This is a genomic window from Pseudomonadota bacterium (genome assembly GCA_037200975.1).
In the GTDB taxonomy this organism is placed as follows: domain Bacteria; phylum Pseudomonadota; class Gammaproteobacteria; order Steroidobacterales; family Steroidobacteraceae; genus CADEED01.
Genome location: JBBCGI010000001.1, coordinates 1,626,269 through 1,643,420, shown reverse-complemented (window position 1 = coordinate 1,643,420; position 17,152 = coordinate 1,626,269). Strand labels below are relative to the sequence as shown.

15 protein-coding genes are annotated in these 17,152 nt (G+C 65.7%); 6 read left to right on the top strand and 9 right to left on the bottom strand.

The window, feature by feature from the left end; genetic code table 11:
* Window positions 1-73: 73 nt before the first annotated feature.
* The 4 genes from WDO72_07315 to WDO72_07300 all read right to left on the bottom strand — a co-directional run bounded on the left by WDO72_07315 (window position 74) and on the right by WDO72_07300 (window position 4,018).
* On the bottom strand, window positions 74-1,156 hold the full coding sequence (locus WDO72_07315) for a glycoside hydrolase family 88 protein (GenBank protein MEJ0085472.1): 1,083 nt from the start codon (window positions 1,154-1,156) through the stop codon (window positions 74-76).
* Window positions 1,153-2,370: a DUF4861 family protein gene (locus WDO72_07310; protein ID MEJ0085471.1), complete on the bottom strand. Its 1,218-nt coding sequence runs from the start codon at window positions 2,368-2,370 to the stop codon at window positions 1,153-1,155. Before WDO72_07310 ends, WDO72_07315 begins: the two co-directional genes overlap by 4 nt.
* A 74-nt stretch (window positions 2,371-2,444) precedes the next feature.
* Window positions 2,445-3,698 carry an endo-1,4-beta-xylanase gene (locus tag WDO72_07305; protein ID MEJ0085470.1) on the bottom strand — a complete coding sequence of 418 codons (1,254 nt, stop codon included), beginning with the start codon at window positions 3,696-3,698 and terminating at the stop codon, window positions 2,445-2,447.
* Window positions 3,695-4,018, bottom strand: coding sequence for a hypothetical protein (locus WDO72_07300; protein MEJ0085469.1), 324 nt, complete (start codon window positions 4,016-4,018; stop codon window positions 3,695-3,697). The genes WDO72_07305 and WDO72_07300 overlap by 4 nt, the downstream gene beginning before the upstream one ends.
* A gap of 12 nt (window positions 4,019-4,030) precedes the next feature.
* Here WDO72_07300 and WDO72_07295 point away from each other — a divergent pair, with 12 nt between their 5' ends.
* Window positions 4,031-5,989 (top strand): sialate O-acetylesterase, encoded by a 1,959-nt coding sequence (locus WDO72_07295; GenBank protein ID MEJ0085468.1) that lies wholly within the window; start codon window positions 4,031-4,033, stop codon window positions 5,987-5,989.
* An 82-nt stretch (window positions 5,990-6,071) separates the two neighbouring features.
* Here WDO72_07295 and WDO72_07290 read toward each other — a convergent pair whose 3' ends face one another.
* Window positions 6,072-7,163: a Gfo/Idh/MocA family oxidoreductase gene (locus tag WDO72_07290; protein MEJ0085467.1), complete on the bottom strand. Its 1,092-nt coding sequence runs from the start codon at window positions 7,161-7,163 to the stop codon at window positions 6,072-6,074.
* A gap of 260 nt (window positions 7,164-7,423) precedes the next feature.
* Here WDO72_07290 and WDO72_07285 point away from each other — a divergent pair, with 260 nt between their 5' ends.
* Genes WDO72_07285 through WDO72_07275 form a run of 3 tightly spaced genes read left to right on the top strand, consistent with a single transcriptional unit; the run spans window position 7,424 to window position 9,894 of the window.
* Complete coding sequence (locus tag WDO72_07285) at window positions 7,424-8,056, top strand: LysE family translocator (protein ID MEJ0085466.1); 633 nt, start codon at window positions 7,424-7,426, stop codon at window positions 8,054-8,056.
* Entirely contained in the window at window positions 8,053-8,787 is a 735-nt protein-coding gene (locus WDO72_07280) for a hypothetical protein (GenBank protein MEJ0085465.1), read from the top strand. Before WDO72_07285 ends, WDO72_07280 begins: the two co-directional genes overlap by 4 nt.
* 6 nt (window positions 8,788-8,793) lie before the next feature.
* Entirely contained in the window at window positions 8,794-9,894 is a 1,101-nt protein-coding gene (locus WDO72_07275; GenBank protein MEJ0085464.1) for a DNA alkylation repair protein, read from the top strand.
* Between the two features lie 6 nt (window positions 9,895-9,900).
* On the opposite strand, the gene WDO72_07270 is transcribed toward WDO72_07275, so the two are convergent.
* The 3 genes from WDO72_07270 to WDO72_07260 all read right to left on the bottom strand — a co-directional run bounded on the left by WDO72_07270 (window position 9,901) and on the right by WDO72_07260 (window position 12,683).
* Window positions 9,901-10,881, bottom strand: coding sequence for an aspartyl protease family protein (locus WDO72_07270; GenBank protein MEJ0085463.1), 981 nt, complete (start codon window positions 10,879-10,881; stop codon window positions 9,901-9,903).
* A gap of 130 nt (window positions 10,882-11,011) precedes the next feature.
* Window positions 11,012-11,737, bottom strand: a complete 726-nt coding sequence (locus WDO72_07265) for a proteasome-type protease (protein ID MEJ0085462.1) — start codon at window positions 11,735-11,737, stop codon at window positions 11,012-11,014.
* A 70-nt stretch (window positions 11,738-11,807) separates the two neighbouring features.
* A complete protein-coding gene (locus WDO72_07260) occupies window positions 11,808-12,683 on the bottom strand; it encodes a hypothetical protein (protein ID MEJ0085461.1) in 876 nt (291 codons plus the stop codon).
* Between the two features lie 62 nt (window positions 12,684-12,745).
* On the opposite strand from WDO72_07260, the gene glnE reads away from it, so the two are divergent.
* Both glnE and WDO72_07250 read left to right on the top strand, forming a co-directional pair.
* Window positions 12,746-15,637, top strand: coding sequence for a bifunctional [glutamate--ammonia ligase]-adenylyl-L-tyrosine phosphorylase/[glutamate--ammonia-ligase] adenylyltransferase (gene glnE, locus WDO72_07255; GenBank protein MEJ0085460.1), 2,892 nt, complete (start codon window positions 12,746-12,748; stop codon window positions 15,635-15,637).
* Between the two features lie 19 nt (window positions 15,638-15,656).
* A complete protein-coding gene (locus tag WDO72_07250; GenBank protein MEJ0085459.1) occupies window positions 15,657-15,851 on the top strand; it encodes a zinc-finger domain-containing protein in 195 nt (64 codons plus the stop codon).
* A 51-nt stretch (window positions 15,852-15,902) separates the two neighbouring features.
* On the opposite strand, the gene WDO72_07245 is transcribed toward WDO72_07250, so the two are convergent.
* A complete protein-coding gene (locus WDO72_07245; protein ID MEJ0085458.1) occupies window positions 15,903-17,096 on the bottom strand; it encodes a Xaa-Pro peptidase family protein in 1,194 nt (397 codons plus the stop codon).
* Window positions 17,097-17,152: the final 56 nt, after the last annotated feature.

Here is a 17,152-nt window from a genome sequence, read left to right as displayed (position 1 = left end):
GCAACTACGTCCGTAAGTCCGACCCGGCACCGACTTATCTGCTCTCCCCACTTTCCCCACCCGGCACCTTCCGTCACCGCAACAACGCCGTCGCGGTCCACAACATCGGTGCCTGGCCGTGCGCATCGCCGGCCACGCGCGGGCGATCCAAGTAGTACTGCAAGTCGTCCTTCTTGCCGGTGCCCACGCACACTTCGCGCAGATCTCCATCGGCGGTGAGATATCCGACCAGCGCGATCCACGCCTTGCGTGCCGCGGGGCCGTACGTGTCTTCGGGCAGCCAGCCGTTCTTCACGCCGCTGACGAACGCGTACGTGAACATCGCGGTGCTCGAAGACTCCTCCCAGCTCTCGGAATGATCGATGAGCTGTCGCCACATGCCATTGTCGGCCTGGTGTACGAGCAAGGTCGCCATCATCTTCCTGTAAGCCGCGAGGATCGGTTTGCGCAGTCGGTGATTCGCCGGCAGCTCGCGCAGCAGCTCCGTCATGCCCACCGCAACCCAGCCATCGCCACGGCCCCAGAAGAACTTCACGTCGGGCGCATGGAAGAAGAGCCCGTTGGGCTGCTGCAGTTTCTGTAGATAGGCATCCATCTCGAGCGCGGTGCGCTCCAGGTACTTCGCATCGCCCGTGGCGCGATACGCCTGCACCTGCAGCGCCGTGATCATGTACATGTCGTCGATCCACCAGCGCGTCTGGTTGGTCAACCCGTCGGGCGTCGGCCGGTCCCATTGCGCGTCCGCGAACGTCAGACCCATGGCGCGGTACTGGTAACGTTTCGCCTGCAGGTACAACTCGAGCGGCAGCTGCCCGAACACCGCGCCGTCGACGTGATCGGTGCGCGGCACGCGCGGGCCATCGACCGCGAGAAACGGTTCGAAACGTTCCTCCAGGCGCCTGGCAAGATCCACATCCCCGGTGGTCTGCGCGAACTGCAACGCTCCCACCCAGGTATTCACTGCCGCGTAGTGCAAGGCCTTCGGCCCGCGCGCATTCAATTCCATGTGTGGCGTCGGGATGAAGCGTTCGGCCACCCGTTTGCCGACCTCGCGCGGATCCGTGCCCGCGGGCCAGTCGCCGAAATTCCCGTTCTGCGCGAATGCGCCGGCGGCAAGCAGCAGACAGCCGGCTAACAGGATGGCTCGCCCGTTCACGGGCGCGCGCTCACGGAGATGACCAGCGGCCTCGCTACTCCCGCCGCGAAGGTTTTCACGTAGCTCTCCCACGCAGCGCGATCCTTGAACTGGCCGCTTCGGTCCCATCCGGCACCGGTGAAGTAACGCACGGGCACCCCATCAGTGGCTTTCACCAGCAGCAGATGATTGGTCACGCCATTGCCGTTCGGTCCATCCGCGGCGATGCCTGCGGAGACGGCGTCCGGCGCGAGGATGGCCGCAACCCCGACTCCACCGTCCTTGTTCTGCTCCCAGATACTGATCCATCGGCCGTCGGCATCTTTTGTGATGACGGCCGGTGGGTCGCCTGGCGCGAGCTTGTGCTCGGTCAGCCCGACGCCCACGATCCCCTCCGGCTCCGGAAGATCGAACACGCTCTCGACGGCATCGAAATTCACGCCGCAATCGACGGTGAAGTGTTTGGTCTCGGAGACCAGCCCGGATCCCGCGTCGAACGGCGCGTACTCGAGCTTGAACGAGGCACGCCGCGGCCCGTTCGCCAGCACCCGCGCGGTGGCGAAGTTGTCCGAGGTCCACAACTTCTTGCCGTCCCACACTCCCGTGCCGCCCGCGCCGCGCGCACCACCCATGTTGTAGAGGTCCAGGCCTTCACCTTCGCCATCGGCGTGGAACTGGTCGTGGCCCTTGGCGTACCAGCGATCGACGATGGGGTAAGTGACTTTCTTGGCCCACACATCGATGCCGCTGCCGCGCAGGCGCTCGCCCACGGCCGCGGCCGTCTCGCTGTTCAGCGTCGCGCCGTACATGCGGTGCGCGATGCGGTCGTTCTCCCACGCCATGTCGTCGAAGCGCTCGGGCACGACGCGCGCATAGACGCAGGACTTCTCCGGCGCCGTTGCAGCCGCGACCGTCTCGACGGAGAACACCGCCTGCTTCTGCCCGGCGGCGAAATCGTACGAGAACACCAGGTCGTCGTAGCGGGCGCCGTGGTGGTCGTGCTGGTAGTTAGTGACCTGCGATGGCAGGATGCGGCCTTTCGGATCCCTGACTACCAGGTGGTACATGCGCAGCCCAGGCGCAACCGCGTCGATCTGCGGAAAGGGTACGGAGACGACGGCGCCCGGACGCGCGGCGCCGAGATCGTTGGTGACGGTGATGGACGCACCGGCGGCGCCGGCAGCCGAAGCAAAACCCAGCGCGCCCATGAAGACGCCCAGACAGAGTCCTTGCAAGATTCCCCCTCACCGGCGCTGGCCGGACAGACGCGCGCTCGGCCCGTTCGCCGAAGCCGGCCGATTATGCGCGCTCAGGGAACCGTGATTGAAGAGTCCACGACCGTCCAGAACGCCCACTTGGGGTTTCCCGCGATATCGAACAGCAGCGGGCGGTTGGTGCGATTGACCGGCCAGGCGTTGAGCCAGGTATGGTTGTCCGCGATACCCCAGAGGCTCACCGACGTGACGCTCGGCCGGTTGAAGGCGTTGAACAGCGCGCGGTACAGCGTGGCCTGCTGCGAGAGCACCGACTGCGGTGGATTCGCGCCGAGGTCGGCGAGGCAGGGCGGGATGGTGCGCGCCGAGAAGCAGTCGCCCGGGTCGTTGTAGATGGAGACGTCGAGCTCGGTGACGTGGTTGACGAGCGTGGAAGACAGCGCCTCGACGGCGGCAAACGCGGCGGTGACCTGGGACACGTCCGCATTCAGACTGAGATGCAGCTGGTGGCCCACGCCGTCGATCGGCGCGCCAGCGTTGATCACGTCCTGCACGATCTTGAGAACGTTGGCGCGTTTGCCCGGGAGCTCGGTGTTGTAGTCGTTCAACATCAGCTTGATGCCGGGCTTGTTCATCGCCGTGCGTACCTGGCCCGCGATCATGAAGGCGTCGACGACATAGTCCTTGCCGTCGAGCCCGCCGTTGGCGTACGCCGCATACCACAGGCTGTCGTGACGATAAGGATCCGCCGCGTTCGGCGTGTCGGTGGCGACCTCATTGACCACATCCCACGCGTAGACGTTCGGGAAATGATTCATCACGGCGGTGATGTACGTGCGCAGGTGCTGCTGCACCGTCGCGCGGTATCCCAAGGTGTCGTTGAGGTTGCCCACCACGAACCAGGTCGGCACGGTCTGATGCCACAGCAGCGTGTGGCCGCGCACCTGAATGTTGTTAGTCGCGGCGAAGTTCACGAGCGCATCGGCCGGGCCGAAATTCGGCTGATCCGCGGGCTGCGCCGGCGCCGTACCGGGTTTGTTGGGCCAGATGGTGTCCGGCTTCATCGCATTTTCGGCGGTGATGCTGCTGAAGTGCTTCTGCAGGATCGCGGCGTCGGTGCCGCCCGTCGAGCCCACTTCGATGGCCGCGCCGATGGGGAAATTCGCCATGCCGTACTTGGCCGCCAGGATCGTCTTCAGCGCGGGCGCGGTCGACGGGCTCGGCAGCTGCGGTGTGCCGCCGCCGCCACCGGCGGGTGGCGGAAGCGAACCACCGCCACCACCACCACCACAAGCGACCAGGGCCGCGGCCAACAGGGCGGCGAATCCGCAACTCGAGAATCTGCTCATTGAATCCCCTTGGAAAACCAGCTGGGCTTTGAAATACCTGCCGCCAGGACCGCACGGACCTCTTGCGCGTGCGGCGCCGCCAGCCCTAACAACCCGCTCTGTTTCGAAATGCCGTGCTCGCGTGCCTGCGCAACGGATATAGAGCACGTCACCGGGCGTGAGTTCCGCCAGCGGCCCGCGTCGCAACGCCATGGCGAGTTCATCCGTGCCGGATCGGCCTGCGCAGCGGCGCGCTCCGGCACGCGGGCGGCCACGATTTCTGCACGAAACGTCTTGAGATCGACGCCCCGACGGACCAGTATTTGCGCGCGTTCGGACATGAGGGGTGGAAGATGTTACAGCGAATCGCCGCGCGGCTGGCATGGGCAGGCCTCGCGGCTACGGCGATGAACAATGCGCGTGCCGACGCGACACTCATGGACGCTTTGTTCACCGATCACGCGGTCCTGCAACGCGATCGGCCCATCGAAGTCTGGGGTCACGCAAATGCCGGCGACAGCGTCACTGTCACGCTGGCGGATGCGACGCAGACCGCCCGGGCCGATGCGCAAGGCCGCTGGGCGCTGAAATTGCCGGCCCAACGGGCTGGCGGGCCGTTCACTTTGTCCGCGCGCACTGACACGGCGGCACAGAACGCCGACGATGTGCTGGTAGGCGACGTGTGGTTGTGCTCGGGCCAGTCGAACATGGCGTTCTCGGTGCGCGGCGTGCTCAATTCGCGCGCGGAAATTGCCGCGTCGGCCAACGGCGCCATTCGCGAGCTCAAGGTGGCGAACGTCAGCAGCACCACGATTCTTGCGTCGCTCGACAAGGCGGAATGGAAAGTCGCCTCGCCGGACACGACCCAGGATTCTTCCGCTACCTGTTATTTCTTCGCGCGCGAGCTCGAAGCGCGGACTCATGTTCCGCAGGGGATGATCGTCTCCGCCTGGGGCGGATCGAAGATCGAAACCTGGATCAGCGAGAGCGCGTTACGCGCAGCCGGTGGATATGAAACCTCGCTCGACGTGCTGGGCGAGTACCGCAGCGATCAGACGCGCGCCGCCGCGCAGTGGGGCGAAGTCTGGCAGAAATGGTGGCTGGCGCTGCCGTCGACACCCAAGGGCAAACAACCCTGGCTGGCGAACAAGGCAGATGGCGCCGAGTGGCGCGCGGCGCCCGCGGAGTTGACGCCGTGGGAGAGCTGGGGCGTGCCGGCACTGGCGGCCTACGACGGCATCGTCTGGTATCGCACGCGGGTCAGGCTCTCGGCCGCGCAGGCGAAGCTCGGGGCGACGTTGTCGCTGGGCCCGATCGATGAGGTCGACCTCACCTGGGTCAACGGGCGCGCGATCGGCAGCAGCGCGGGCGGCGACCGCAAGTATCCCGTGCCGGCCAAACTACTGAAGGCGGGCGAGAACCTGGTCGTCGTCAACGCGCTCGACACCTACGCCAGCGGCGGCATGTACGGCACGGCCGAAAAACGCGCGCTGCAGTTCGCGGACGGCACCAGCATTCCGTTGCGCGGCTGGGAGTACCAGATCGCGCCCGCGGGTGTCACAAATCCGCCGCGCGCGCCCTGGGAGCCGACCGCGGGCAACAGCATGTTGTACAACGCGATGATCGCGCCGCTCAGAAAATTCGGCGTGCGCGGCGTGGCCTGGTACCAGGGAGAATCGAATACTTCCGTACCCGAAGGGAAACGTTATGAATCGCAGCTGCGCGCGCTGATGGCGGACTGGCGCAAGCAGTTCGATACGCCGCTGCCGTTCCTCGTGGTGCAACTCGCCAATTACGGTCCGATGGCGAAGACGCCGGTCGAGAGTGGTTGGGCGCTGACGCGGGACGCCGAGCGTCGTGCGGTCGAAGCCGATGGGAATGCCGGGCTGGTCGTTACCTACGACATCGGCAATCGCGATGACGTGCACCCGACCAACAAACAGGAAGTGGGGCGCCGGCTGGCGCGCGCGGCGCGCCACGTGGTGTTCGGCGAGTCGTTGTCCGCGTCCGGCGCGCAGCCGAAATCCGCGCGTCGCGATGGCGGCAACGTCGTCGTGACGTTTGGCGATTTCGAAGGCGCGCTCACCGTGTACAACGCGAAAGACCCGAGCGCTTTCGAGTTGTGCGGGGCGGCCGAGGGATCCTGCCAGTTCGTGTCGGCGCGTTTGTCTGGCGGCGGAAGCGTGACGCTCGACGCCGGGGATGTGCCGGCGCCTGCTCGCGTGCGTTTCTGCTGGGCCGACAGCCCGCTGTGCAATCTCTATGACGGCGCGGGATTGCCCGTGACGCCGTTCGAGATCGCGGTGAAGTAAGTCGGTAAGTCGGTGCCGGGTGAGACTTGGCTGCGCCCGCATGCGGGCGCAGCCAAGTCTCACCCGGCACCGACTTACTACTTCAAACCAGCGAGACCGGCCGGCGTTTCTTGATGGACTCGTAGATAGCCATCAGGTACTTCACATCCTGCAGGCCCATCTCGCCCGGCACCTTCGTCGGGCGCTTGTTGATGATGCAGTCCGCGAAGTCATCGAGCTCCGTCGCGAACTGGTCGGTGAGCGGAAAATTGATCTCGGGGCCGTCGCTGCGCCGGCCACGATTGCCGCTGTAGAAATACGCCGGCTCCAGGCCGAACGAGCCACGCGTGGTCGCCGCGCGGAAGCCCGCGAGGCCGTTCGCCGCATAGGTGCTCACGCATTGCGTGACCACGCCGCCGGGGAACTTGGTCTGCCAGGTGATGGTTTCATCCACTTCCTTGAACTTCACCGGGTCGGTCTTGACCTCGGCGGCGCTGATCCAGATCGGATCTTCGCCGGTCAGCATGCGGGTGGTCTGCAGACAGTAGATGCCGACATCCATCAGCGCGCCGCCGCCCGCGAGCTCGCGTTTCAGACGCCACTGGGTCGGATCGCCGATCGCAAAACCGAAATTCGCGTCGATCACCTTGACGTCGCCGAGCACTTTCTCGCGCGCCAGCCGCACGCATTCCAGGTGGTTAGGCTCGAACTGGCAGCGATAACCGACGCCGAGCATCTTGCCAGCCTTCTTCACCGCGTCGATCATCTGCTGGCAGCGCTCGACGGTGATCTCCATCGGCTTCTCGCAGAACACGTGTTTGCCGGCGGCCGCGGCTGCCAATGCGTGTTCGAGATGCAGGGAGTTCGGCGTCACGACGTAGACGATGTCGATGTCCTTGTTGTCGGCCATGCGGCCCATCGTCTTGTAGTCGTAGACGTTGTTGTCGGGCAGGTTGTATTTCTGCTTCCACTCGGCCGCTTTCGCGGGCGAGCCGCTGACGATGCCCGCCAGCCGGCAATTGCGTGTCTTGAGCAACGCAGGCGCGATCTGGCCAGTGGAGAGACTTCCCAGCCCCACCAGCGCGACTCCCAGCTTGCGTGCGGGCGCTTGCCCGGACACTACGCTCGAAAAGAGCGGGGCGGCGGCGAGGGCGGCGGTCTGGGCGAGGAACTGACGGCGCGGGTTGTGCGGCATGGCTACGAATCCTCGGAGCAATTGGAGAAAAAGCTGCCGGAGTCTAGCCGAATGCCCGCGGAGCCGGAGGGCCCACCGGTACGCTGGCGACGGGAACAACCGCGCGGCCGCGCTCACTTGAATGGAGAACCCACTCGTTCGAGGCGAAATCCAGGTCTTTTCTGACTTTTGGATGTGAGCTCGAAGTGCCACCGCGCGCTTTCGCAGGCCCAGAAAAGCTTGTTTGCCAATCGTGGGGGCCGCGTTGCACAGTGCCGCCCATGCTCGGCATTCATCACTACGGGTGGTTCCTCGCGACCGCCATCGTCCTCGTCATCACGCCTGGCCAGGACACGTTTTTCATTCTGGGACGCAGCCTCTCGGGTGGCCGCGCCGCCGGAATCGCCGCGGCGCTGGGCATCAGCGCCGGCAGCGTGATCCACACCTTCGCGGCCGCGCTTGGCCTTTCGGCGCTCCTCGCGACGTCGCCATACGCGTTCATGGCGGTGAAGTTTGCGGGCGCCGCGTATCTCGTCTACATCGGCGTGCGCGCCTTGTGGAGCCGCGCGAGCGGACTGCCGGGCGGGCAGGGCGTGGCGGCCGGCGATGGGCAGTGGGCGGCATTCCGCCAGGGTGTGTTGTCCAATCTGCTCAATCCCAAGGTGGCGTTGTTCTTCCTCGCGCTGATGCCGCAGTTCATCACCGCGGGTAGCACTAACAAGGTGGGCGCGTTCCTCGCGCTCGGACTGTCGTTCGTGGCACTCGGCGTGGTGTGGTGCGTCGTCCTGGCGATCGGCGCTGCGCATTTGCGCGGCGCCTTCCTGCGGCGCCCGTCGATGGCGAACGTGCTCGGCAAGATCGCGGGCGTCATGTTCATCGCGCTGGGCCTGAGACTCGCGACCGCGCGGCAGTGAACGAACCGGCTGATGATTTCCCCCAGGCGGGCCGCAAGCGGCTGATCCTGCCGTCCGCGATCGGCACATTGGGCACGGGTGCCGCCGACATCGAACCCGAGCTGTTCGAGGCCATGCAGAATGGCGCGGTCTTCATGATGGGCGACAACCCGGCGCTGCCGCGCATGCCGGAAAAACCCACGCTGCTCGATTTTTTCCGGCTGCGATTCGGGTCGATCTCGCGCCGTCACCACTATCTCTCCGCGAAGCTGGCCCTCGAAGCGGGCCAGGACGAGAAGATAGTCATCGCCTGTTTCCTGCATGACATCTCGAACGGCGCCCTGGTGCGTTGCGACCACGGCTACTGGAGCGCGCAGCTGATCGCGCCGTACGTGAGCGAGGAGGTCGCCTGGGCGGTGCGCTACCACCAGCCGCTGCGATATTTCGCCGACGAATCCGTAGGGTACGAATACCCGGAAGCGTACCGGCGCTACTTCGGCGCGGACTATCAGCCGCCCGAATACATCCGCCGGGCGCATGAAGAGGCACGGGCGCACCGCTGGTACATGACGTCGCGACTGGTGACGATGTTCGACAAGTACGCGTTCGAGCCGGGGCCGGAAATCGATCCCGCCATGTTCGTGGACATCATCGGGCGGAATTTCCGGCAGCCGGCGGAGGGCCTGGGGTTCGACGGCTCGCCGGTGGCGCACATGTGGCGCTCGATGATCTGGCCTAACAACTTCCTGTAGGGCGCGATGGCCACCGAACTCAGGGAACAGTACGGGAAAGAAGTGCCGCGCGCGATCGCAAAAATGATCGTCGCGGTGCATCCGGCGTTTCCGGAAAAAGTATTTCTGCACGACGCGCTGGCCGGCTACGCGCCGCTGTCGCTGACGGCCCGCGGTTCCCACATCGCGGCCGCGCTGCACAAACACCTGCCGCAGGATTACCCAAAGGCGGTGGTTATCCTGCTGGCCTCGGCCACGCAGGCGCACGACTACCGCGGCGGCATGGGTTCATTCCTCTTCATGCCGCATCTGCTGTTCGTCGCGCGGTTTGGACTGGATCACTTCGAAGAATCAATGCGCGCGCAACACGCGCTGACGCAGTTGTTCACCGCGGAATTCAGCATCCGAGCGTTTCTCGAGAAACATCCCGCGCGAACGCTGGCGCGCCTGCGGCAATGGGCGACCGATCCGAGCGAACACGTGCGCCGGCTGGTTTCCGAAGGCACGCGGCCGCGATTGCCATGGGCGGCGCGGCTGCGGGCGTTTCAGCAAGACCCGCGGCCGGTGCTCGAGCTGCTCGAATTGCTCAAGGACGATCCGGCGTTGTACGTGCGGCGCTCGGTGGCCAACAACCTCAACGACATCGGCAAGGATCACCCGAAGATCCTGACTACAGTCGCGAAACGCTGGTTGCGGGGCGCGAGTGCCGAACGGCAGTGGATAGTCAGGCACGCGCTGCGTTCGGCGGTGAAACGGGCGGATGCGGGCGCGCTCGCGGCGCTGGGTTACGGTGCGAAGGCGGATGTGGGCGTGCGCCAAGTTTCGATCGCGCCCGCGCGCGTGACGATCGGCGGCAGCGTCAGCGTGTCGTTCGAGCTGGTCAACAAAGCGGCGAAACGGCAACGCGTGATGGCGGATCTCGTGGTGCACTTCGTGAAGTCGCGCGGCACCGGTGCGAAGACTTTCAAGCTCCGGGCGGTGGACCTGCCGCCGCGTGGGCACGTCGTCCTGTCGAAGAAGATAACGCTGCAGCAGCTCACCACGCGCAAGCACTACGCGGGAGTGCATCGGGTGGACGCGCTGCTCAACGGCGGTGTGCGTCCCCTCGGAAAATTCGTGCTGGTGTAGCGGGGGTCAGCGCTGGACGATGCGCGAGGCCGACCGCTCGCCGTACATGCTCACTTCGTTGCGGCGGTAGTCGATGACCAGCCGGTCGAGCACGCCGATCATGTCCATGCCGATGAGCATGGCGGGCTGCTCATGTAATCGCCAGAGTTTGAACACGTGGAAATCGGCGAAGATGACTTCCATGTTGGTGAGCGTCATGTCCCCCATGGTCGCTTCCTTGATCTCCTGCACGTCACCGTCGGTGATGTCCGGAGTGGCGCCGTGGACCACCGCCGAAACCACCTCGCGTTTCTTGCGGCGGTTCTTATTCATTTCCCGCTGCAACGCGAGGTTGCCGAGCGTGCGCTCCGCACCGGTGTCGATGACGGCTTTGGCTTTGATGCGGCGGCCGACGCGTATGTCGACGATCATCAGGCCGTTGTCGTTCCGTTCGGCGCGCGCGGTGACCATGCTGTAGTGCGGACGTTTGCCGTTCGATTCGAGCACGCTGACGCGGTCACGCTTGAAGTCGACGTCGATGCGTTGATCCTGGAAGCCCGCGACGCCGAGGATGCCGTCGGCATTGCCCATGATCGAGGTGAAGATCACCGGCAGGTCCTGCTTCTCGAAACGCAGCGCGCCGATCTCGATGCTGTCGACCGGCACCGTGAAGACTTCGGCGGCGCCCGTGACGCCGTTCAACATGACGTTGCGGCCGACGGACGGCGACAGATTCAACGCTTTTGCTAGATGGGGCGCGAGCGTCGAGCGGCTGGCGCCCGTATCGATGACGAAGCGGAATGGACCCTTGCCGTTGACCATGACGTGCGTCATCACGCGGCCGATGCGGTCGAGTCGCGTGGGCGCGGCAAACAAGGGTTCGGGATCGCCCAGTGCGCCGGAAAGATCTTCGGGAGTGCGGGGAATGCGCGAGCCGATGTTGGGTTCGGCGAACAGGTCGCGGGAACAGAGGCCCCCGCCCAGCGCGAGCAGCGCCTGTAGTGCCATGCGACGGTTTGTCGGCCCGACCCTCATGGGCGATCAAGCTACGCCTGAATTTGGGCGAAAGAAACAGCGTCGCGCCGAAACGTGCGCGCCGCACGGTGTCATGTCCCAGTTTCGAACCCTTCGGCGCTCGTCAGGGGATCGAGGGGTCCGGCAACGCGTGAAACGCATTACGTAACGACTCGCCCCAGCCGTCACGGATCACTTTGAAATAGGCGTCGTCGGCGCCGATGCTTCGATGCAACGAAATCTGCAGGGCGTCGTGGCGCACGATGGCGAGGTCGAGCGGCATGCCGACGGATAGATTGGAGCGGATGGTGGAATCCATCGATATGAGCGCGCACTTGGCCACCGCGGCGAGCGAAGTGTCGGCTTTGACCACCCGATCGATGATGGGCTTGCCGTACTTGGATTCGCCGATCTGGAAGTAACGCGTGTCGGCGGTGGTCTCGATGAAATTGCCAGCCGAATAGACGTGGAACAGGCGCGGCGCTTCGCCGCCGATCTGCCCACCGATGATGAACGTGGGGTTGAACTCGATGCCGTGCTCCTTGAGCGGCGCGGCGTCGCGCGTGTACACGTCGCGCACCGCATCACCCACCAGGCGCGCGGCATCGGCCAGCGTGCGCGCGGTGAGCAGGCTGTTCTTGGCCTGCGTGACGCGTTCGCGCAGCAGCCCGGTGACCGACTGGCTCACGGCGAGATTGCCGGCCGACAGCAGCACGATGACGCGCTCGCCCGGCATCTCGAAGAAGGTCATCTTGCGGAAGGTGCTGACGTGATCGACGCCGGCATTGGTGCGCGAGTCGGACAGGAATACCAGGCCTTCGTCGACCTGGACGCCGATGCAATAAGTCATCTACAACCTCTAACTACAGACTAAAAGGGGACATGCCTATTTTCCGGGAGGGAAAATAGGCATGTCCCCTTTAATGCGTTTGGTAGGCGTTGCCGCCGAGGTCGTTCATCGTGGCGGAGTCGAAGCGCCGGCCGACGCCGGTGAACGTCGAGCGCGCCACGTAGATCTCGGCGCCTTCGGACGCTTCGTAGGAGCCACGCGTGCCGCCGATGCTGCTGTTCACGATGTGTACGCGCGCCTGGCGCGCGATGATGCCCACGCCGCCGGCGCGGATGTTGGTGTTGCTGATGTACAGATCGCAGCCTTTCTCGACGATGAGCGCGTCGCCCGTGAATTCGATGGTTTCGCCGTCGATGCGCATGAGCCGGTCGCCCTGGCAGATGATGGGGTCGGTACGTTTTTCCACGTTCGATGCGACCGCTTCGGCATGGGAGGCGCCCATACCCTTCATGGGTTCATTCCGCGTGATGCTGTAGCCCGGGCCCTCGAGCGCAGCTTCGTTGCCCGCAACAGTCCGATCGCCACCGCGCGAAATGCTGAACCCCGGACCTTCGGAGACCGCCTTGCCATGGCTGGGCGGCACCGGCTCGGCGTCTTCGGTAATTTGATCGGCGGGCGCTCCGGCGGATGCTACGGTCGACGGTTCGGATTCCGCGGCGCTCGTGCCGCCGAGCATGGGCGCCGGCGCTGCGGGTGTGCTTGCCGACTTCGCCGGCAATGGCGTCGCGATCAGATCTTCGAGGCGCAGCGTGTGAACGGTGCCCGTGACGGTATCGCGCACCGTGAAAACCCCGGCCGAGTCATCCGTCGCGATGATTTCGAAGGCGGGATTGCGCGCCAGCGCGGCCTTCGCCCAGTCGATCTCACGCACCTGTTCTTGTCTGGCGCAGGCGCCGAGAAGCGTGAGAGCGGCGGCGCCGGCAAGCGCTGCGATGGGGGTTTTCATGCGGAGAATCGTAGGCCGTTGCGCGCCGTCTGCAAGCGGTATTTCGAGTAAAGTGCGCGCCGGTGACACCGGAACTCTCCGTCTACTGCGAGCAGCAACTGATACGCGTGCGCGAATCCGGCGCGTTGGCGCTGCTCGACTCATCCTCCGAACTACGCGCTTCCCTGCCGGCGGTGCTGGCCGCCAGCGATTTCGTCTGTACGAGCCTGGCCCGCGATCCATCCCTGGCCAAATGGCTGATTGACGATGCGCGGTCGTGTTCGGTACTGGCGCCGGGCGACATGGCCAGGCGGCTTGCAGCGGCACTGACCAGCGCCCCGGACCAGGAAGGCGTCATGACCGCGCTGCGCCGGCAGCGTGAGAGGGAAATGATACGTATCGCCTGGCGCGACCTGGCGGGCTTCGCGCCGCTCGTCGAAACGCTCGCCGACACCAGCGCCTTTGCCGATGCCGCAATTGCCGCCGCGGTCGACCACGCCATGCAGGATCTGTCACGTATCTACGGCGAGCCGCGCAGCCTCGCCGGCGAGTTCCAGGCGTTCATCGTGCTCGGGATGGGCAAACTAGGTGGGGGGGAGCTCAACTTCTCCTCCGATATCGATCTCATCTTCGTGTTTCCGGAGAAGGGAACGACGGCCGGACCTCGCGCGATCGACAACGAGGATTTCTTCACGCGCCTGGGCAGGCTCGTGATCCGCCTGCTGGGCGAACGGACGGCCGACGGCTTCGTATTCCGCGTCGACATGCGCCTGCGCCCATTCGGCGACAGCGGACCGCTCGCCGTGAGCGGCGCCTTCCTCGACGACTACCTGCAGACGCACGGCCGTGACTGGGAGCGATACGCCTGGATCAAGGCGCGTGCCATCACCGGCATCGACGCGTACCGGCTCATCCAGTCGGAAACCGTGCGGCCGTTCGTGTACCGGCGTTATCTCGATTTCGGCGTGTTCGAATCGCTGCGCGAGATGAAGGGCCTCATCGAAAAGGAAGTGGCGCGGCGCGACCTGGCGGAACACGTGAAGCTCGGCCCCGGCGGCATCCGCGAGATCGAATTCATCGTGCAGGCGTTCCAGCTCATCCGCGGCGGCCAGGATCGCCGCATGCAGACGCCGTCGTTGCTGACGGTGTTGCCGGCGCTGGCCGGCGGCAAGCTGCTGCCGGCGCGTGTGGCACAGCAGCTCGAAGCGGCCTATCTATTCCTGCGGCGCCTGGAGAACCGGCTGCAGATGCTGGCCGACGCGCAAACCCACACCGTGCCGGCGGACTCGCTCACGCGCGAACGCATCGCGCTCGCGATGGGCTTCCACGACTGGGAAACCTGCGCCGCCGAGCTCGATCTGCATCGTGGCCGGGTCACGCATGCGTTCCAGGAAGTCATGTTTGCGCGCAACGCGGCCGCGAGCGCCGAGGTGCCGGGCGTGAGCGGCATCGTCGAGGCGTGGGTGCGCGGCGCCGACGTGGAGACCTTCGGCAGCGCGCTGTCGGCGCGCGGCTTCCGCGATCCGGCCAGGGTCGCGGGCATGCTGGCCGAGTTCCGGGCGTCGGCAACGGTGCGCCGGCTGGATGCGCCGGGCCGTGCGCGGCTCGACACGTTGCTGCCAAGATTGTTAGCCGCGATCGCCGATCTGCAATCCGATGAACCCTCCTCGCAGGCAGATGTGCTGCGCCGCGTGCTCAAGGTGCTCGAGGCCATCGGCTCTCGCTCCGCGTATTTCGCGCTGCTCAATGAAAATGTGCAGGTGCGCCGGCGGCTGGTCGAGCTTGCCGCCCTGGGCGAATTCCTGTCCGCCCAGATCGCCTCGCATCCCTTGCTGCTCGACGAGCTGCTCGACGATGCCGCGATCGGCCTGCCGCCGCCGCGCGCCGAGCTCGAAACCGAGGTCGCGGCGCGCATCGCGCACCTGTCCGAAGACGAGCCCGAACGCCAGGTCGAGATGCTGCGGCAGTTCCAGCGCGCGGCGATCTTCCGCGTGGCGACCGCCGACCTGACCGCGCGGATCCCGCTGATGCGGGTCAGCGACTACCTGACCGAGATCGCCGAGATCATCGTCGAGCAGGCGATGCGGCTCGCCTGGACGCAGATCACCGCGCAGTTTGGCGTGCCTCACTACCTGGACAAAAGCGGCGCGGCACCGGTGCGGCGTGCCGTCAGGATCTGCGCCGTCGGCTACGGGAAGTTAGGCGGCAACGAACTCGGGTATGCGTCCGACCTCGACCTGGTGTTCCTGCACGATTCCGGCACCGAAGGCGCCGAAACCGATGCGGCCAAACCCGTCGACAACCAGGTGTTCTTCATCCGCTTCGCGCAGCGCGCGATACACCTGCTAACCATGCATTCGGCCGCCGGCCGGCTCTACGAAGTGGACGTGCGGTTGCGGCCTTCCGGCAAGGGCGGCATGTTGATCACGCGTGTCGGCGCGTTCGCCGAGTACCAGGAAAAGGAAGCCTGGACCTGGGAACACCAGGCGCTGCTGCATGCGCGCGCGGTGGCGGGTGATGCGCAGCTGCGCGCCGAGTTCGAACGGGTGCGCGTCGACGTGCTCATGCGATTCGTCCGGCGGGATACCTTGCGCACCGAGGTGAAGGACATGCGTTTGCGCATGCGCAAGGAACTGAGCCGCGCGCGGCCCGGGTCGGGGAAGTTCGACATCAAGCAGGATCCTGGCGGCACCGCCGACATCGAATTCCTCGCGCAGTACTGGGCGCTGCTGCACGCGGGCACGCATCCACCGGTGGTGATGTTCGCCGATACGATAAGGCAGCTCGAATCGGTGGCGTCCGCCGACCTGGTGCCCCAGCTGACGGTCGATGTGCTGACGGACGCCTATCGGAAATACCGCGAACGTTCGCACCACCTGTCGCTCGAACAGGCGGAACCCGTGGTCGACGCGGGGGAATTCACCGCGCCGCGGGCGGCAGTGACGGCGATCTGGAACGCGACGATGGGCGAGTGAGGCCCTATAATCCGCGCCCATGCCAGCCGCCAAACCGCTCATCCAGCCCAACGCGCAGAACGAATACAAAGTGGACGCCAGCGATCTGCCGCTCGCGTGCCCGATGCCGGAGATGTATCTGTGGAATTCCCACCCGCGCGTTTATCTGGCGATCGAGGAGACGGGCTGGGCCAAGTGCCCGTATTGCAGCGCCGAGTACACGTTGAGCAGATGAAGGCCCCCGGGCCGGTCCTCGCGACACGGCCACGACGGGATGCCTTCGCGCTTACCCGAACGGACGATCGATCGACGTTGGTGGCGTCGAGAACCAGATGGGTTTCTCCGCCCCCATGTGGAAACAATCCTCGAGCCGGATGCCGAACTTTCCCGGTAGATAGATCCCCGGTTCGTTCGAGAAACACATGCCTTCCGCCAGCGGCGTCGTTTCGCCGTGCACCAGGTTGACCGGCTCGTGCCCGTCGAGGCCGATGCCGTGGCCGGTGCGGTGCGAGGTGCCGGGTAGTTTGTAGCCCGGCCCGTAACCCCATTGCTCGAGCTGCGCGCGGACGGCGTCATCGACCTTGCCCGCGGGCAGGCCGACGCGCGCGGTGTCGTTGCCGATACGCTGCAACGCATGCATCTGGCCCCAGACCTTGCGCTGCCCGGCGTTCGCCTCGCCGAACACGAAGGTGCGCGAGATGTCGGATTGATATCCCTGGACGGTGCAGCCGCAGTCCATCAACACGACCTCGCCGTCGCGTACCTGCTGCGGCTGGCTGGAGCCATGCGGATACGCGCTGGCCTCGCCCAGCAAGATGAGCGCGAACTCGGGTGAGCCCCCGAGCGCGGCATGCGCGGAATCCATCATGTCGCCGATGTCCTTCGGGCTCATGCCGCGTTCGATGCGCGGCGCGGTGTGCCGATAGGCGGCGATCGTGATGTCGGAGGCCTTCTGCATCAGCGCCAGTTCGGCCGCGGATTTGACCATGCGGCAACCGCGCACGACCGGCGCGCCGTTGACGATTTTCACGCCTGGCATGGCGCGACGCAGCCCGTCGACGGCGAAGTAACGCACCGTCTCTTCCATGCCGATGGGGGCAGTGACCTTGCGATCGCGCAGGATGCCGGCCACGGTCTGCAGGGGATCCTGGTCTTCCTGCCAGACACGAATGTCCGCCGGCACCTTGAGGCTTTCGTGGACTGAAGGCTCCTCGAAGTGCGGCGTGACGATCGCGAGGTCGCCGTCGCGCGGCAGGATGGCGGCGGTGAGCCGCTCGCTGCGCCACCATTCGATGCCGGTGAAATAGATGAGCGAGGCGCCGGGTTCTATGAGCAGCGCGCCGATGCCGTGTTGCCCCATGAGTTTGCGGGCCTTGTCGATGCGCGCGAGATATTCGGCGCGTGCGATCGGCGTGACATCGGCGGTCATGGGTTTGAGGCCGGCGGTGGCTTCGGCCGCGAACAGGCGCGTTGGGCGCATCGCTGCGTAAGCCGCCGCGGCGGCGGTCAGGGCAAGCACCTGTCGTCGGCTCGTGG